The organism is Cupriavidus sp. CuC1 (assembly GCF_044627735.1).
GTDB classification, from domain to species: domain Bacteria; phylum Pseudomonadota; class Gammaproteobacteria; order Burkholderiales; family Burkholderiaceae; genus Cupriavidus; species Cupriavidus ulmosensis.
In genome coordinates this window covers 15,251-30,813 of record NZ_JBIUHC010000013.1, presented here as the reverse complement: position 1 = coordinate 30,813, position 15,563 = coordinate 15,251, and the positions used below count along the sequence as shown (strand labels likewise).

The window sequence follows — 15,563 nt, the reverse complement described above, 5'->3', positions numbered from 1 at the left end:
GGCTTAGCGCTTGGCCCGGTGGGGGCACTCGTGCTTGGTGCAGCTGCCATAGAGCGACAATGCGTGTTCGTGCAGCGCGAAGCCGCGCTCGGTCGCGATGCTTTGCTGGCGGCGCTCGATTTCGGAGTCGTAGAATTCCTCCACGCGGCCGCAATCGATGCAGACCAGGTGGTCGTGGTGCTTGCCTTCATTCAGCTCGAAAATGGCTTTGCCGGATTCGAAGTTGTTGCGCGACAGCAGTCCAGCCTGCTCGAACTGGGTCAGCACGCGATAGACGGTTGCGAGGCCGATATCCATTTGTTCGTTGAGCAGGATGCGGTAAACGTCTTCCGCGCTCAGGTGGCGCTGCTCGCTGGTCTGGAAGATCTCGAGGATCTTCAGACGCGGTACGGTCGCTTTAAGACCGATATTTTTGAGGTCCGCCGGACTCGGCATGGGCGTGACTCCCTAGAGTACAATGTCTGGATAATTGAATCATAAGGGTTTTGGCGGCAAAAGTCGCCCCGGCGGTTGCCTGGGGCTCGGTCACCTGCCCTAGGCTGCGCTCGCGATGATCCATCGCCGCTGCCGCCTCATGGCCAACACCGTGAGGGCCTGAATCGGCACTTTTCTCTCCCTTCTAGAAGCGAGATACATGCGTTCATTTCGTTCGTCCGCCATGCGTCCGACGCTGGTTACTACTGTGCTGGCTGCAGCTACCCTGCTAACGGCAGCGTGCTCCACCTATGACAATACGTCGCGCAAGGTCGCCAACGCGATCACGCCGTACCGTATCAACATCGTGCAAGGCAACTTTGTCTCGCGTGAAGCCGCCGCCCAGCTGCGTGAAGGCATGACGCGCGAGCAGGTCAAGTTCCTGCTCGGCACGCCGCTGCTGGCCGATGTGTTCCACGGCAACCGCTGGGACTACGTGTTCTCGTTCCGCCGGGGCAATACGCCGGTGGTGCAGCAGCGCCGCTATACCGTCTTCTTCGATGGCGACAAGCTGACCAAGTTCGGCGGCGACGAGTTGCCGTCCGAATACGAGCTGATTGCCGAAATCGACGGCATGAAGGCCATGCAGGCGGGCAAGGCACCGACGCCTAAGGCGCCGGCCGAAACCGTTGCCGCGGCTTCGGAAGTGGCGGCGACCCCGGCAGCAACCCCGGATGCGGCCCCCGCCGCAGCGCCTGCTGCTGCCGCGCCGGCAGCCGCCAGCCCGACCAACTGAGCCATCGGGCCCGAATGCCGGCCGCGTCACGCGGCCGGCTTGTTTTTTGACTGCTGACACGCCATGAATATCGCCATCGCAGGTGCCTCCGGCCGCATGGGCCGCATGTTGATCGAACACGTACTCTCCACCGAAGGCTTCACCCTGTCGGGCGCGCTGGATGTGCCGGGCGCCCCGGCCTTGGGCCAGGATGCCGGGCTGCTGCTGGGCCGTACCACCGGCGTGGCGGTCACCTCGGATATCGAGGCTGCCCTTGCCGGTGCGGACTGCCTGATCGACTTCACCCGGCCCGAGGGCACGCTCGTGCACCTGGCAGCGGCCAGGCGCCTGGGCGTCAAGGTGGTCACCGGCACCACCGGATTCGACGACGCCGGCCGTGCCGCCATCGCCGAAGCTGCCAAGCACATCGGCGTGGTGTTCTCGGCCAATATGAGCGTGGGCGTCAACGCCACGTTCAAGCTGCTGGAAGTCGCCGCCAAGCTGCTTTCTTCCGGCTACGACATCGAAGTCATCGAGGCGCACCACCGCCATAAGGTGGATGCCCCGTCGGGCACCGCGCTGGCGATGGGCGAGGTGGTGGCCAAGGCGCTGGGCCGCGATCTGAAGACCTGCGGCGTGTTCTCCCGCGAAGGCCACACCGGGCCGCGCGACCCCAACTCCATTGGCTTTGCCACCGTGCGCGGCGGCGATATCGTGGGCGACCACACCGTGATGTTCGCCGGCATCGGCGAGCGCATCGAGATCACGCACAAGTCGTCCAGCCGCCAGTCGTATGCCGAGGGCGCGCTACGCGCGGCGCGCTTCCTGGCCGACAAGCCCACCGGCCTGTTCGACATGCAGGACGTACTCGGCCTGAAGTAAGGCCCCGGCAGGCCCTGCGCCGCAAGTGCCGACGGTTATAATCGGCACTTTCGCCGCTCCAGTGCAGGCGGGCGCCGCAAGGCTTGCCCGCCGCTTATCTTTTCCACGCTTTTCGCACGCCAACGCACCGCGCCGTTGTCCTGAACATGCAAGACAAATACCTTCCCTCCGCCGTTGAACAAGCCGCCCAGCAACACTGGCAAGCCATCGATGCCTACCGTGTGTCGGAAGAGGCGAAGCTGGCCGACGGCAGCGAGAAGCCCAAGTTCTATGCCTGCTCGATGCTGCCTTACCCGTCGGGCAAGCTGCATATGGGCCACGTGCGCAACTACACCATCAACGACGTGATGGCGCGCCACCTGCGCATGAACGGGCACAACGTGCTGATGCCGATGGGCTGGGATGCGTTCGGCATGCCGGCGGAAAACGCCGCGCTCAACAATGGCGTGGCGCCGGCGGCCTGGACCTACGACAACATCGCCTACATGAAGCGGCAGATGCAGTCGATGGGCCTGGCCATCGACTGGTCGCGCGAAGTCGCGACCTGCAGCCCGGACTACTACCGCTGGAACCAGTGGCTGTTCCTCAAGATGCTGGAAAAAGGCATCGCCTACCGCAAGACCGGTACGGTGAACTGGGACCCGGTCGACCAGACCGTGCTGGCCAACGAGCAGGTCATCGACGGGCGCGGCTGGCGCTCGGGCGCGCTGGTTGAAAAGCGCGAGATCCCGATGTACTACCTGCGCATCACCGACTATGCCGAGGAACTGCTCGGCGATCTGGACGACCTGGGCTGGCCCGAGCGCGTCAAGATCATGCAGCAGAACTGGATCGGCAAGAGCGTGGGCGTGCGCTTCGCCTTCCCACATGCCATCGCGGGCGACGACGGCAAGCTGATCGGCGACGGCAAGCTGTACGTGTTCACCACGCGCGCCGACACCATCATGGGCGTGACCTTCTGCGCGGTCGCCGCCGAGCACCCGCTGGCCACCCATGCCGCCGCCACCAATCCTGAGCTGGCCGCCTTTATCGACGAGTGCAAGCATGGCTCGGTGGCGGAAGCCGATATGGCGACCATGGAAAAGAAGGGCATGCCCACCGGCTTGAAGGTGGTGCACCCGCTCACCGGCGAGCAGGTCGAGGTGTGGGTCGGCAACTACGTGCTGATGAGCTACGGCGACGGCGCCGTGATGGGCGTGCCCGCGCACGACGAGCGCGACTTTGCCTTTGCCAACAAGTACGGCCTGCCGATCAAGCAAGTGGTCGACGTCAAGGGCCAGCCGTTCTCCACCGAAGCCTGGCAGGAATGGTACGGCGACAAGGAACACGGCACCTGCATCCATAGTGGCAAATACGACGGCCTGGACTACAAGGCCGCGGTGGAAGCCATCGCAGCCGATCTGGGCGCCAAGGGCCTGGGCGAAAAGAAGATCACCTGGCGCCTGCGCGACTGGGGCATCTCGCGCCAGCGCTACTGGGGCACGCCGATCCCGCTGATCCATTGCGACGACTGCGGCGTGGTGCCGGTGCCGGAGCAGGACCTGCCTGTGGTGCTGCCGGAAGACCTGGTGCCGGACGGCACCGGCAACCCGCTGGCCAAGGATCCGCGTTTCCTCGCGTGCACCTGCCCGTCGTGCGGTAAGCCGGCGCGCCGCGAGACCGACACCATGGATACCTTCATCGATTCGTGCTGGTATTACATGCGCTATACCTGCCCGGATGCGGCCACCATGGTCGACGGCCGCAACGACTACTGGATGCCGATGGACCAGTACATCGGCGGCATCGAGCACGCGATCCTTCACCTGCTGTACGCCCGCTTCTGGACCAAGGTCATGCGCGACATGGGCCTGGTCACGTTCAACGAGCCGTTCTCGAACCTGCTCACGCAGGGCATGGTGCTCAACGACACCTACTACCGCGAGGACGCGGCCGGCAAGAAGACCTGGTACAACCCGGCCGAAGTCGATGTCAGCACCGATGAGCGCGGCCGCCCGCTGGGCGCCGTGCTCAAGGCCGATGGCCAGCCGGTGGTGATCGGCGGCGTGGAGAAGATGTCGAAGTCCAAGAATAACGGCATCGACCCGCAGGCCCTGATCGACCAGTACGGCGCCGATACCGCGCGCCTGTTCGTCATGTTCGCCGCCCCGCCCGAGCAGCAGCTCGAGTGGAGCGGCTCGGGCGTGGAGGGCGCCTCGCGCTTCCTGCGCCGGGTGTGGAACTACGGTTATGCCAACGCCGAGGCGATCGCCGCGGGCGGCAATGGTGCGCCGTCCGGCGACGCCGATGCAGCGCTGCGCCGCGAGATCCACAGCGTGCTCAAGCAGGCCAACTACGACTACCAGCGCATCCAGTACAACACGGTGGTGTCCGCCACCATGAAGATGCTCAACGCGCTGGAGGACGCCAAGGAGGCCACGCCCGCCGCGCGCCGCGAGTGCCTGGGCATCCTGCTGCGCGTGCTGTACCCGGTGGTGCCGCACGTCACCCACGGGCTGTGGCAGGAACTGGGCTACGCCACGCAGTACGGCGACCTGCTCGACGCAGCCTGGCCGCAGGTGGACGAATCCGCGCTGGTGCAAAGCGAGCTGGACCTCGTGCTGCAGATCAATGGCAAGGTACGCGGCAGCCTGAAGGTGCCGGCCGATGCCGAGCGCGCGGCCATCGAGGCCATGGCTGCTGCCAGCGAGATCGTTGCCAAGTTTGCCGACGGCGCCGCGCCGAAGAAGATCGTGGTGGTCCCGGGCCGCCTCGTTAACGTGGTTCTTTAACGTGGTGCTCTAACCAGCGCCGAGAGAAGCCAACAAGGGAGCTGCCCATATGGATGGACAGAAGCTGGATCGACCGCTGCAGGGCCGCCGCAAGGTCCTGGCCACGCTGCTGCTGGCCGGCCTGCTGGGCGGCTGCGGGTTTCACATGCGCGGCAACGCGGACTTCGCGTTCAAGCGGCTGTATGTGAGCATTCCGCCCAATACGCTGATGGGCTCCGATTTGCGCCGCGCCATCCGCAACGGCTCGGACACGCAGATCGTGACCGACCCGAAAGAAGCGGATGCCCTGCTCGATGTGCTGCAGGACACGCGTACCAAGACGGTGCTGTCGATCACCACCACCGGCGTGGTGCGGGAATACCGCCTGACGCAGCGCTTCACCTTCCGCCTGCGCGATGCCGGCGGCCAGGAACTGATCGCGCCGTCGCAGCTGGTGCTCACGCGCGACCTGACCTACAACGAAGCCAACACGCTGGCCAAGGATTACGAAGAGCAGCAGCTCTATCGCGATATGCAGCGTGACATCGTGCAGCAGCTGATTCGCCGGCTGAGCGCGGTCAAGGCCATCTGAGCCGCGCAACAAGCGCCGCCCGGAAAGCCCAACACGGTAAGGACAGAGGAAAGAAGCGCACGGCATGCAGCTCAAGCTCGACGGACTCGAAGCGCACCTGCGCCAGGCCAAGGGACGCGGCCTGGCACCGCTCTACGTGGTGCATGGCGACGAGCACCTGCTGGTGCTCGAGGCGGTCGACCGCCTGCGCCAGGCCGCGCGCGAGTCTGGCTTCACGGAGCGCGAGGTGCTGTCGTCCGAGCGCGGCTTCAACTGGGGCCATGTGGTGCAGGCGCAGCAATCGATGTCGTTGTTCGGCGACCGCAAGATCGTCGAGTTGCGGATTCCCTCCGGCAAGCCCGGCAAGGACGGCGGCGAGGCGCTGCGCGCGGTGGCTGCCCAGCCTTCGCCGGACGTGGTCATGTTCATCACGCTGCCGCGGCTGGACTTCGCCACGGCCAAGTCGGCCTGGTTCCAGGCGCTGGACGCCGCCGGCGTGTCGATCAAGGTCGATTCGGTTGACCGCACCCGGCTGCCCGCCTGGGTCGGCGAGCGGCTGGCGCTGCAGCAGCAGCGGGTCGAGCCCGGCGAACCGGGCCGGCGCGCGCTGCAGTTCATCGCCGACAAGGTCGAAGGCAACCTGCTGGCCGCCCACCAGGAAATCCAGAAGCTCGGGCTGCTGTATCCCGCGGGCCCGCTGAGCTTCGAGCAGGTGCACGATGCGGTGCTCAACGTGGCCCGCTACGACGTCTTCAAGCTCTCCGAAGCCATGCTGAGCGGCGACGTGCCGCGCCTGGTGCGCATGCTCGAGGGGCTGCGCGGGGAGGGTGAGGCCACGGTGCTGGTGCTGTGGGCGCTGACCGAGGAAATTCGCGTATTATCCAAGGTCCGGCAAGGGCTGGCGGCAGGCAAGCAGATTGGCGTCCTGACGCGCGAACTGCGTATCTGGGGCCCGCGCGAAAAGCTGGTGCCGCAGGCCGCGCAGCGCCTCTCGCTGGCGCAGCTGGAAGCCGCGCTGGGCATGGCCGCCAAGCTGGACCGGCAGGTCAAGGGCCTGCGCGCCGAGGGCATGCCGGCCGAACCCTGGGATGGCCTGCTGCAGCTGGCGCTGACCATCGCCCGGTAAGCCCGCGGCGCAGTCAACGGCGACGGATCGCCAGTTGCCTGCACTGCCAGCATTGCCAGCCGTAGCCGACAAAAAACCAAGCATTGAGGGCCGGGTCCCCTGGCCAGGAATATGAACGAGCTCGATCTCAAGCAGTACATGGACCGCGTCGGCCAGCAGGCCCGCGCCGCCTCCCGCGCCATGGCGCGCGCCTCCACCGCCGACAAGAATCGCGCGCTGCTGACCATCGCCGCCGCCATCCGCCGCGACGCCGCGCACCTGAAGACCGTGAACGCCGGCGATGTGGAACGTGCCCGCGCCAACGGCCAGGATGCTGCCTTCATCGACCGCCTGACGCTTTCGGACAAGGCCATCGACACCATGGCCGCCGGCCTGGAGCAGATCGCCGCGCTGGCGGACCCGATCGGCGAGATCAGCAACATGAAATTCCGTCCCACCGGCATCCAGGTGGGCCAGATGCGGGTGCCGCTGGGCGTCATCGGCATCATCTACGAGTCGCGCCCCAACGTGACCATCGATGCAGCCGCGCTGTGCCTGAAGTCGGGCAACGCCACCATCTTGCGCGGCGGCTCCGAGGCGATCGACTCTAACACCGCGCTGGCCGCCCTGGTGGCCGAGGGCCTGGCCGCCGCCGGCCTGCCGCCCGAAGCGGTGCAGGTGATCTCGACCACCGACCGCGCCGCGGTCGGCCGCCTCATCACCATGACCGAATACGTCGACGTGATCGTGCCGCGCGGCGGCAAGAGCCTGATCGCGCGCCTGATGGAAGAAGCGCGGGTGCCCATGATCAAGCACCTGGACGGCATCTGCCACGTCTATATCGATACCGACGCCGACCTGGACAAGGCGGTGCGCGTTGCCGACAACGCCAAGACCCAGCGCTACGCGCCCTGCAACACCATGGAGACGTTGCTGGTCGCGCGCGATGTCGCCGCCGCGGCGCTGCCGCCGCTGTGCCGCATCTACCAGGAAAAGGGCGTGGAGTTGCGTGTCTGCGCCGCCACCCGCGCCACGCTGGAAGCGGCCGGCTTCACCGGCCTGGTCGACGCCACCGAGGAAGACTGGCGGCTCGAGTACCTGGCGCCGGTGCTGGCGATCCGCACGGTGGCCGGGCTGGACGAGGCCATCGAGCACGTCAACACCTACGGCTCGGCGCATACCGATTCCATCATCACCGAGAACTACACCACCGGCATGCGCTTCCTGCGCGAGGTGGACTCGGCCAGCGTGATGATCAATGCGTCGACGCGCTTCGCCGATGGCTTCGAGTATGGCCTGGGCGCCGAGATCGGCATCTCCAACGACAAGCTGCACGCGCGCGGCCCGGTGGGGCTGGAGGGCCTGACCTCGCTGAAGTACGTGGTGTTCGGCCACGGCGAGATCCGTACCTGAACGGGATGCGTTGCGCATCTCGTCCCGGATCCCCGCTGTCCCCGCTGTCCCCACTGTTCCCACGGGAACCCAACTAGAAAAAGGCCAGATGCTCTGGGTTAAAGCGCTGCACATCGTCTTCGTTGTCTCCTGGTTCGCTGGCCTGTTCTACCTGCCTCGCATCTTCGTCAACCTCGCCATGGAGCGCGAGCCGGCCAGCGTGCAGCGACTGTTGCTGATGGCGCGCAAGCTCTACCGCTTCATGACCATGCTGGCGGTGCCGGCGCTGGTGTTCGGGCTGTGGCTGTATATCGGCTACGGCATCGGGCGCGGTCCGGGGCAGGGCTGGATGCATGCCAAGCTGGCGCTGGTCGTGGTGCTGATCGGCTATCACCACGGCTGCGGCGTGCTGCTGAAAAAGTTCGAAGGCGGGCGCAATGCGCGGTCGCATACGTTCTATCGCTGGTTCAACGAGTTGCCGGTGCTGGTGTTGCTGGCGGTGGTGATCCTGGTGGTGGTCAAGCCGTTCTGACGAGCGCTGGCCGGCTCCCGCGCGCGTCGCCTTCGCGGGCCGCCGGGTTTCGGTTTTTTCTCGTATCGTATTTAATTCGTTTCACGCAGCATTACCGCATTGCCCGCGCGGTTGTCTCGCCCCACCCCGTCCAGAGGACATGATGAGCAAGCAGGTCGACTACTACCTCACCCCGCAATCGCCTTTCGTCTACCTTGGCCACGAACGCTTCACCGCGATTGCGGCCAAGCATGGCGTGCAGGTCAATATCAAGCCCTGCGACCTGGGCCGCGTGTTCTCCGTTTCGGGCGGCTTGCCGCTGGCGCAGCGTCCGCCGCAGCGCCAGGCCTACCGGCTGGTCGAGCTGGCCCGCTGGAGCGAATTCCTCGGCCTGCCGCTGAACCCGCAGCCAACCTTTTTCCCGGTCTCCGGTGACGCCGCCAGCAAGCTGGTCATCGCCGTGCAGCTGGCCCACGGCACTGCCCGCGCGATGGAGCTGATCGGCGTCATTGGCCGTGCCCTGTGGGCCGAGCAACGCAATATCGCCGACGCCGCCACGCTGGCGCAGCTGGCCGACAGCATCGGCCTGGAAGGCACGGCGCTGCTCAAGGCGAGCGACGCGCAGGCCGTGCAGGCAGCCTATACGCAGCACACGCAGGACGCGGTTTCCATCGGCGCGTTCGGCGCGCCGTGGTACGTCTATGACGGCCAGCCTTTCTGGGGCCAGGACCGCCTGGACTTCCTCGATCGCGCGCTCGCGGCGGGCTGAAGCCCCGGAGCGCGGTACACTGCGCGCTATCTGACCCCGTCCGCTACGGCGGACGTTTTTGTTTGCAGGAATTCCCAAGCCATGTCCCAAGCCTTTTTTGCCTCCTGCCCGCGCGGCCTCGAGAGCGCACTTGCCGAAGAGTTGCACGAGATCGCAGCCCGGCCCGGCCTGGCCAGGCTCGCCCCCATCCAGGTCCATCGCGAAATGCCCGGTGGCGTCACTTTCTCGGGCGAGATGGCCGCGGCCTATGCGGTCAACCTGCACTCGCGCATTGCCAGCCGGGTGCTGATGCGGGTCGCCAACCGCGGCTACCGGCGCGAAGACGACATCTATGACCTCGTGCGCGCCCAGCGCTGGGATCAGTGGTTCTCGACGGACGATACGCTCCGGGTGGACGTCACGTCGCATCGCTCGCCGTTGCAGAGCCTGAATTTCATCGCGCTGCGCATCAAGGATGGCGTGTGCGACGCCATGCGCGAGCGCCTGGGCGAGCGCCCCAGCGTCGATACCGTGAATCCGGATGTGCGGATTTATGCCCACCTGACCGAACACGATTGCACGCTCTACCTCGACACCTCGGGCGAGCCGCTGTTCAAGCGGGGCTGGCGCCTGGAGAAGGGCGAGGCGCCGCTGAAGGAAAACCTGGCCGCCGGCATCTTGCGCCTCGCCGGCTGGGTGCCAGGCCAGACCGAACGCCCGTTCTACGATCCGATGTGCGGCAGCGGCACCTTCCTGGTGGAAGCGGCCCAGGTGGCCCTCGGCCTCGCTCCTGGCGCGAACCGCAGCTTTGGCTTCGAGCGCCTCAAGGGCGCCGACAACAAAACGTGGAATGCGCTGAAGGCGGCTGCGCGGGACGATGAGGAGGCAGCGCGCAAACGCGTTGCGTCCGAGCCCCTGGAGCTTGCAGGCAGCGATATTTCCACCGACCTGCTGTCGATGTCGCAAGCCAACTGGGAACGCGCGGGCTTGCCGGGCGAAGTGCGCCTGAAGCAGGTGGATGCGCGCTTTGCGCAGCCGCCGTTCGCGGCGCCCGGCCTGATGCTGATGAACCCGCCGTATGGCGAGCGGATTGCCGTGCGGGGAGAACGCCGCCGGCCGATGGACGAAGCGCCGGTCGACGAGATCGACGACGAAGCCGCCAATCAGTTCGCCAGCGCCTTTGCCACCACGCTCAAGCAGCATTTCGCTGGCTGGCAGGCATGGGTGTTCACGGGCGACCTGACGCTGCCGCGCCGCCTGCGGCTCAAGGAGTCGCGCCGCACGCCGCTGTACAACGGCAACATCGAGTGCCGGCTGTTCCGCTTCGACATGGTGCGAGGCGGCAACCGCAGCGCCCCGGCGCAGCCTTCGGCCTGATGCGGCCAGGACAGGGGAGTTGGCCTCTCCTGTCTCGTCGTGCTACCCGGCTTAGCGCGGCGCGCGCCCGGTGACCCGCTCGGGGTGACGGGCAAAATCGTCCAGGAAGCCCTGGAAGCTGACCACCGGCTCCTGCAGCAAATGGCGCGGCAGGTCGAACAGCGCGTAGAAATAATCCTCACGCCCTTCGCAGCGCTCGGCCGGTAGGCAATATTGCTCCCAGTCGATGCAGGCCGGCGTGTACATGCCGTTGCCCGGCCAGAAGAAAGGCACGATGCGGCCCTCGCGCAGTCCCTCGATCAGGGCCGCCGGCGCATCGTAAGCCTCCGCGGATTCCACCTGGTTGATCAGGCCGGCGCGCGTCTCGATCACCATCAGCGTGGCCTGGCCCTGCGCCGTCAGCATCAGGATGCCGGCCGGGTTGGGGTAGAGGTAGTACTCGACAAAGCCGTAGCGCGCGGTGACCTGGCGCACCCGCTCGCAGATCGCCGGATCCGACAGGAAGGAAAACGAGTGGCGCGTCAGCAGGTCGCGCAGCGTGCGCGACAGGGTGGCGAAATACTGCTGCTGGAGCGCGTCGATCTCCTGGTCCAGCCGCTCCACCATATTGCTGTCGTGCTTCTTCACGTAGCGGTCGATCAGCCCGTGGTTGAAGCCCTGCACGGCAATGCCTTCGTCGGCGGTGCCGGTCAGCAGGATGGTCTTGCACGGCAGGTCCTGCAAGGCCTGGCAGAATTCGAGCCCGTTCATCTGCGGCATCGAATAATCCACCACGATCACGCCAGGCTGCACAAAGCGGTTGTAATCGTGGATTTGCCGGTAGATGCGGTCGATATCGAGCTGCACGGTGCGCCGCTCGGTCAGGAAGGTCAGGTCGTCGTGCGTGACCCGCACGGGCAGGAAGCCGGTCGAGCGTGTGGTGTAGGTCTCGCGGATCCATTGCAGGGCTTCGCGGGGATCGGTGAAGGTCACCACCGGCCGCGACGGATCCATCTGGAACGCCAGGCTGTCGATGAACGATTTACTGTCGTCGACGAGCACCGTGAGGATCGGGTGATGGAAGACCGACAGATTCCTGTCCTGGGGGTTGAATGTCATGTTGCGTTCGGCTCCGGTGTCGGCAGACACTTCGGGCGGGTGGTTTGGCGCGGCTGGGGATCCGGCGCGGCAAGGCCAGCGGACGGATCGGTTCGGAGCGGCCCACCGCGCTGGACTACACCTGGCCCTTTTTGGATGACCGGCGCGTGCCATGGCCGGTGACCGGAAACCAGTATAGCGCGCTCGCGCTCCTGCGCAACCGGACCGCGGCGGGATGGAAAAAAGCGCGACAGTGTCGCGCTTTTCGTGGCGGTGGATACGGGCGGCTGCCCGTATCCGGTCTTCCGGCGTGCTTACTCGACCGCCTTGCCCATGTCTTCCACCACCTTCTTGGCGTCGCCGAACACCATCATGGTCTTGTCCATGTAGAACAGCTCGTTGTCCAGGCCCGCGTAGCCGGCAGCCATCGAACGCTTGTTCACGATGATGGTCTTGGCCTTGTAGGCTTCCAGGATCGGCATGCCGGCAATCGGCGAGTTGGGATCGGTCTTGGCGGCCGGGTTCACCACGTCGTTGGCGCCCAGCACCAGCACCACATCCGCCTGGCCGAACTCGCTGTTGATGTCCTCCATCTCGAAGACCTGGTCGTAAGGCACCTCGGCCTCGGCCAGCAGCACGTTCATATGGCCCGGCATGCGGCCCGCCACCGGGTGGATGGCGTACTTCACCGTCACCCCCTTCTCGACCAGCTTCTCGGTGAGTTCCTTGAGCGCATGCTGCGCGCGCGCCACCGCCAGGCCGTAGCCCGGCACGATGATCACGGTCTCGGCATTGCCCATCAGGAAGGCCGCGTCGTCGGCCGAGCCGGACTTCACGTTGCGCTGCGCCTGGCCGCCGGCAGCGGCCGCCGCGGGCGCGCCGCCAAAGCCGCCAAGCAGCACGTTGAAGAACGAGCGGTTCATCGCGCGGCACATGATGTACGAGAGGATGGCACCGGAGGATCCCACCAGCGAGCCGGCAATGATCAGCATCGGGTTGTTGAGCGAGAAGCCGATGCCCGCCGCCGCCCAGCCCGAGTATGAATTGAGCATCGATACCACCACCGGCATGTCCGCGCCGCCGATCGGGATGATGATCAGCACGCCCAGCACGAAGGCGATCGCCAGCATCAGCAGGAACGGAATCCAGTCCTGCGACAGGCAGAAGATGATGCCGAAGCCGATCATGGCCACCGCCAGCAGCAGGTTCAGCAGGTGCTGCCCGGCGAACGACACCGGGGCGCCCTGGAACAGGCGGAACTTGTACTTGCCCGACAGCTTGCCGAAAGCGATCACCGAACCGGAGAAGGTGATGGCACCCACAAAGCAGCCGATGAACAGCTCGATGCGATTGCCAAACGGGATATCGTGCGAGCCCGGCGGCGTGATGCTGAACGCCGACGGCTCGGCCACCACGGCCACCGCGATGCAGACCGCTGCCATACCGATCAGTGAGTGCATGGCGGCCACCAGTTCGGGCATCTTGGTCATCTCGACCCGCCGCGCCACAAAGGCGCCGATGCCGCCGCCGACCACCAGCGCGCCAAAGATCAGCGCCATGCCTTCGGCGACTGACGACTGGCCCGCGCCGATGGCCAGGAACTCATTCTTGAGCTTGGCGATCAGCACCAGCGTGGTCACTGCGGCGATGGCCATGCCGATCATGCCGAAGGCATTGCCGCGCCGCGCGGAGCTAGGATGGGACAGGCCCTTCAACGCCTGGATGAAACACACCGAGGCGAGCAGGTAGAGCAGGGTGACGAGGTTCATGCTCACTTGGCGCCCTCCTCATGACCCTTGCCGGCCTTGGCCTTGGGTTCCTTCTTCTTGAACATCTCCAGCATGCGCTGCGTCACCAGGAAGCCACCGAACACGTTGACCGCGGCGAGCGCGACTGCCAGCGTGCCCATGGTGCGGCCCACGGTGCCCTCGGTCAGGCCGGCAGCCAGCATGGCGCCGACGATGATGATGGCCGAGATCGCATTGGTCACTGCCATCAGCGGGGTGTGCAGCGCGGGCGTCACCGTCCAGACCACGTGGTAACCCACGTAGATCGCTAGCACGAAGATGATCAGGTTGATCACCGTGTGGTTCACCAGTTCCATCGACTTCTCCTCCGTTGCTTGAATGCCTTCGCTGCGCGGTTGTCCCGTGTTCTTTTGCCTGGCCAGGCGCGTGCGGGCGCCTATTGCATCGATGCCGCCTGCTGCTTGCTGTCTCTGTGCCACCCGCGCCGGCGCTGGCTGCCGGCGCGGGTGGCTGGATCCGCTTACACCTTCTTGATTTCCTTGATGGCGTTGTTGTCGTCCACCAGGATGATCTTCGGCTTATAGGTGGCGATCTCCTCGTCGCTCATCGGCGCGTAGGTGCAGATGATGAGATGGTCACCCAGGTGCGCGCGCCGTGCGGCTGCCCCGTTGAGCGAGATCTCGCCGCTGCCGCGCACGCCCTTGATGATGTAGGTGGAGAAACGCTCGCCATTGTTGACGTTGTACAGCTCGATTTTCTCGAACTCCTTCATGTCGGCTGCTTCGAGCAGATTCTCGTCGATGCCGCATGAGCCCTCGTAGTTGAGGTCCGCCTGCGTCACGGTGACACGATGGAGCTTGGCGCGGAGCATGATGCGTTGCATGGGTGATACGTCCTTGGTTGATGCTGGATGAGCTTGTATGCGGGCCCTTGGGCTTGCGTCCCGATGGGCCACCTGGAATGATTCCGGTGCCTGGGCGTTGGCCGGCCGTGCCGGCGAATGCCGGCAGCGGCGCTAGACCGCGTGCCTGGCCGGAACCGCCTGGCGCCATTCTAAAACGGCCGGGCCGCGATGGGCCCAGAGCCGCTTCAGGAGGCGCCGCGGACCACCTGGCCATCCTTGCACATCAGGCAGGCTGCGACGATGTCGTCCTCCAGGTTCAAGGTGAACTGGCCGTCCTTGTCGATGACGAGCTTGAGGAAGTCGAGCACATTGCGCGCATAGAGGGCCGATGCGTCCGCCCCCACCATGCTGGCCAGGTTGGTGTGCCCGATCAGCGTGACGCCGTGGCGTTCCACCACTTCGTCAGCTACCGTGAGCGGGCAGTTGCCACCCTGCGCCGCGGCCAGGTCGACCACCACCGAGCCGGGCTTCATGGCCTGCACGGTCTCTTCCTTGAGCAGCACCGGCGCCTGGCGGCCCGGGATCAGCGCCGTGGTGATGACGATGTCGGCGGCCTTGGCGCGCTCGTGCACGAGCTCCGCCTGGCGCCGCATCCAGTCGGGCGGCATCGGGCGGGCATAGCCGCCCACGCCTTGCGCGATCTCGCGCTCTTCGTCGGTGACGAACGGCACTTCGAGGAATTTGGCGCCCAGGGATTCGATCTGTTCCTTGACGGCGGGGCGCACGTCGGAGGCTTCGATGACCGCGCCCAGCCGCTTGGCGGTGGCGATGGCCTGCAGGCCCGCCACGCCGGCGCCGAGGATCAGCACGCGGGCCGCCTTGACGGTGCCGGCGGCGGTCATCAGCATGGGCATGAAACGCTGGTAATGGTGGGCGGCGATCAGCACAGCCTTGTAGCCGGCGATATTGGCCTGCGAGGACAGCACATCCATGCTCTGCGCGCGCGTGGTGCGCGGCGCGGCTTCCAGCGCGAAGGCCGTCAGCGTGGCGCTGGCCATGCGGGCGTTGTTTTCTGCGTCGAAGGGATTGAGCATGCCGACCAGCACGGCGCCCGGCTTCATCAGCGCGAGCTCGGCATCAATGGGGGCGCGGACCTTGAGCACCAACTGCGCGCCGAAGGCTTGTGCCGCGGTGCCAATGGTGGCGCCGACGGCCTCATACGCCGAGTCCGGCACGCTGGCGCGTACGCCGGCTCCCGACTGGACGATGACCTGATGGCCCTGGGTCACGTACTTCTTGACCGTCTCCGGGGTGGCGGCGACACGAGTCTCACCTGCCCGCATCTCCTGCGGGATGCCGATGTGCATCG

Annotated in this window: 15 protein-coding genes; 9 read left to right on the top strand and 6 right to left on the bottom strand. The window is 66.0% G+C overall.

Features of this window, described 5'->3' with window-relative positions:
- Positions 1–3 precede the first annotated feature (3 nt).
- Positions 4–435: a ferric iron uptake transcriptional regulator gene (gene fur / locus ACGLHR_RS08105; RefSeq protein ID WP_267604405.1), complete on the bottom strand. Its 432-nt coding sequence runs from the start codon at positions 433–435 to the stop codon at positions 4–6.
- A 199-nt stretch (positions 436–634) separates the two neighbouring features.
- On the opposite strand from fur, the gene ACGLHR_RS08100 reads away from it, so the two are divergent.
- From ACGLHR_RS08100 to ACGLHR_RS08060, 9 genes are all read left to right on the top strand, one after another.
- Positions 635–1,210, top strand: a complete 576-nt coding sequence (locus ACGLHR_RS08100) for an outer membrane protein assembly factor BamE (RefSeq protein ID WP_400093120.1) — start codon at positions 635–637, stop codon at positions 1,208–1,210.
- A 63-nt stretch (positions 1,211–1,273) separates the two neighbouring features.
- Positions 1,274–2,071 carry a 4-hydroxy-tetrahydrodipicolinate reductase gene (dapB, locus tag ACGLHR_RS08095; RefSeq protein WP_400093119.1) on the top strand — a complete coding sequence of 266 codons (798 nt, stop codon included), beginning with the start codon at positions 1,274–1,276 and terminating at the stop codon, positions 2,069–2,071.
- 146 nt (positions 2,072–2,217) lie between these two features.
- Positions 2,218–4,842 (top strand): leucine--tRNA ligase, encoded by a 2,625-nt coding sequence (gene leuS, locus ACGLHR_RS08090; protein WP_400093118.1) that lies wholly within the window; start codon positions 2,218–2,220, stop codon positions 4,840–4,842.
- Between the two features lie 49 nt (positions 4,843–4,891).
- Positions 4,892–5,413, top strand: a complete 522-nt coding sequence (gene lptE, locus ACGLHR_RS08085) for an LPS assembly lipoprotein LptE (RefSeq protein ID WP_052494686.1) — start codon at positions 4,892–4,894, stop codon at positions 5,411–5,413.
- Between the two features lie 64 nt (positions 5,414–5,477).
- On the top strand, positions 5,478–6,518 hold the full coding sequence (gene holA, locus ACGLHR_RS08080; protein WP_267604399.1) for a DNA polymerase III subunit delta: 1,041 nt from the start codon (positions 5,478–5,480) through the stop codon (positions 6,516–6,518).
- A 111-nt stretch (positions 6,519–6,629) separates the two neighbouring features.
- Positions 6,630–7,910, top strand: a complete 1,281-nt coding sequence (locus tag ACGLHR_RS08075; RefSeq protein ID WP_400093116.1) for a glutamate-5-semialdehyde dehydrogenase — start codon at positions 6,630–6,632, stop codon at positions 7,908–7,910.
- Positions 7,911–7,998: 88 nt separating this feature from the next.
- Positions 7,999–8,421 (top strand): CopD family protein, encoded by a 423-nt coding sequence (locus ACGLHR_RS08070; RefSeq protein ID WP_267604397.1) that lies wholly within the window; start codon positions 7,999–8,001, stop codon positions 8,419–8,421.
- Between the two features lie 142 nt (positions 8,422–8,563).
- Positions 8,564–9,169 (top strand): 2-hydroxychromene-2-carboxylate isomerase, encoded by a 606-nt coding sequence (locus ACGLHR_RS08065; RefSeq protein WP_318230912.1) that lies wholly within the window; start codon positions 8,564–8,566, stop codon positions 9,167–9,169.
- Positions 9,170–9,250: 81 nt separating this feature from the next.
- Positions 9,251–10,525, top strand: coding sequence for a class I SAM-dependent RNA methyltransferase (locus ACGLHR_RS08060; protein WP_400093115.1), 1,275 nt, complete (start codon positions 9,251–9,253; stop codon positions 10,523–10,525).
- Between the two features lie 51 nt (positions 10,526–10,576).
- Here ACGLHR_RS08060 and ACGLHR_RS08055 read toward each other — a convergent pair whose 3' ends face one another.
- From ACGLHR_RS08055 to ACGLHR_RS08035, 5 genes are all read right to left on the bottom strand, one after another.
- The gene (locus tag ACGLHR_RS08055) at positions 10,577–11,623 is read right to left on the bottom strand and encodes a two-component system response regulator (protein ID WP_267604393.1); all 1,047 of its coding nucleotides are present in this window, start codon (positions 11,621–11,623) and stop codon (positions 10,577–10,579) included.
- A 293-nt stretch (positions 11,624–11,916) separates the two neighbouring features.
- The gene (locus ACGLHR_RS08050; RefSeq protein WP_318230868.1) at positions 11,917–13,371 is read right to left on the bottom strand and encodes an NAD(P)(+) transhydrogenase (Re/Si-specific) subunit beta; all 1,455 of its coding nucleotides are present in this window, start codon (positions 13,369–13,371) and stop codon (positions 11,917–11,919) included.
- A 2-nt stretch (positions 13,372–13,373) separates the two neighbouring features.
- Positions 13,374–13,706, bottom strand: a complete 333-nt coding sequence (locus ACGLHR_RS08045; protein WP_267604392.1) for an NAD(P) transhydrogenase subunit alpha — start codon at positions 13,704–13,706, stop codon at positions 13,374–13,376.
- Positions 13,707–13,870: 164 nt separating this feature from the next.
- Positions 13,871–14,233 (bottom strand): aspartate 1-decarboxylase, encoded by a 363-nt coding sequence (panD, locus tag ACGLHR_RS08040; RefSeq protein WP_006157598.1) that lies wholly within the window; start codon positions 14,231–14,233, stop codon positions 13,871–13,873.
- 206 nt (positions 14,234–14,439) lie between these two features.
- Positions 14,440–15,561: a Re/Si-specific NAD(P)(+) transhydrogenase subunit alpha gene (locus ACGLHR_RS08035; RefSeq protein WP_400093114.1), complete on the bottom strand. Its 1,122-nt coding sequence runs from the start codon at positions 15,559–15,561 to the stop codon at positions 14,440–14,442.
- Between the last annotated feature and the right edge of the window lie 2 nt (positions 15,562–15,563).

What these genes read in the sequence shown, in the direction of transcription:
- ACGLHR_RS08100 (WP_400093120.1), top strand. Translation starts at nt 635, where the DNA reads ATGCGTTCATTTCGTTCGTCCGCCATGCGTCCGACGCTGGTTACTACT.
- ACGLHR_RS08055 (WP_267604393.1), bottom strand. Translation starts at nt 11,623, where the DNA reads ATGACATTCAACCCCCAGGACAGGAATCTGTCGGTCTTCCATCACCCG.
- ACGLHR_RS08075 (WP_400093116.1), top strand. Translation starts at nt 6,630, where the DNA reads ATGAACGAGCTCGATCTCAAGCAGTACATGGACCGCGTCGGCCAGCAG.
- lptE (WP_052494686.1), top strand. Translation starts at nt 4,892, where the DNA reads ATGGATGGACAGAAGCTGGATCGACCGCTGCAGGGCCGCCGCAAGGTC.
- fur (WP_267604405.1), bottom strand. Translation starts at nt 435, where the DNA reads ATGCCGAGTCCGGCGGACCTCAAAAATATCGGTCTTAAAGCGACCGTA.
- ACGLHR_RS08050 (WP_318230868.1), bottom strand. Translation starts at nt 13,371, where the DNA reads ATGAACCTCGTCACCCTGCTCTACCTGCTCGCCTCGGTGTGTTTCATC.
- ACGLHR_RS08060 (WP_400093115.1), top strand. Translation starts at nt 9,251, where the DNA reads ATGTCCCAAGCCTTTTTTGCCTCCTGCCCGCGCGGCCTCGAGAGCGCA.
- ACGLHR_RS08070 (WP_267604397.1), top strand. Translation starts at nt 7,999, where the DNA reads ATGCTCTGGGTTAAAGCGCTGCACATCGTCTTCGTTGTCTCCTGGTTC.
- ACGLHR_RS08045 (WP_267604392.1), bottom strand. Translation starts at nt 13,706, where the DNA reads ATGGAACTGGTGAACCACACGGTGATCAACCTGATCATCTTCGTGCTA.
- dapB (WP_400093119.1), top strand. Translation starts at nt 1,274, where the DNA reads ATGAATATCGCCATCGCAGGTGCCTCCGGCCGCATGGGCCGCATGTTG.
- panD (WP_006157598.1), bottom strand. Translation starts at nt 14,233, where the DNA reads ATGCAACGCATCATGCTCCGCGCCAAGCTCCATCGTGTCACCGTGACG.
- leuS (WP_400093118.1), top strand. Translation starts at nt 2,218, where the DNA reads ATGCAAGACAAATACCTTCCCTCCGCCGTTGAACAAGCCGCCCAGCAA.
- ACGLHR_RS08035 (WP_400093114.1), bottom strand. Translation starts at nt 15,561, where the DNA reads ATGCACATCGGCATCCCGCAGGAGATGCGGGCAGGTGAGACTCGTGTC.
- ACGLHR_RS08065 (WP_318230912.1), top strand. Translation starts at nt 8,564, where the DNA reads ATGAGCAAGCAGGTCGACTACTACCTCACCCCGCAATCGCCTTTCGTC.
- holA (WP_267604399.1), top strand. Translation starts at nt 5,478, where the DNA reads ATGCAGCTCAAGCTCGACGGACTCGAAGCGCACCTGCGCCAGGCCAAG.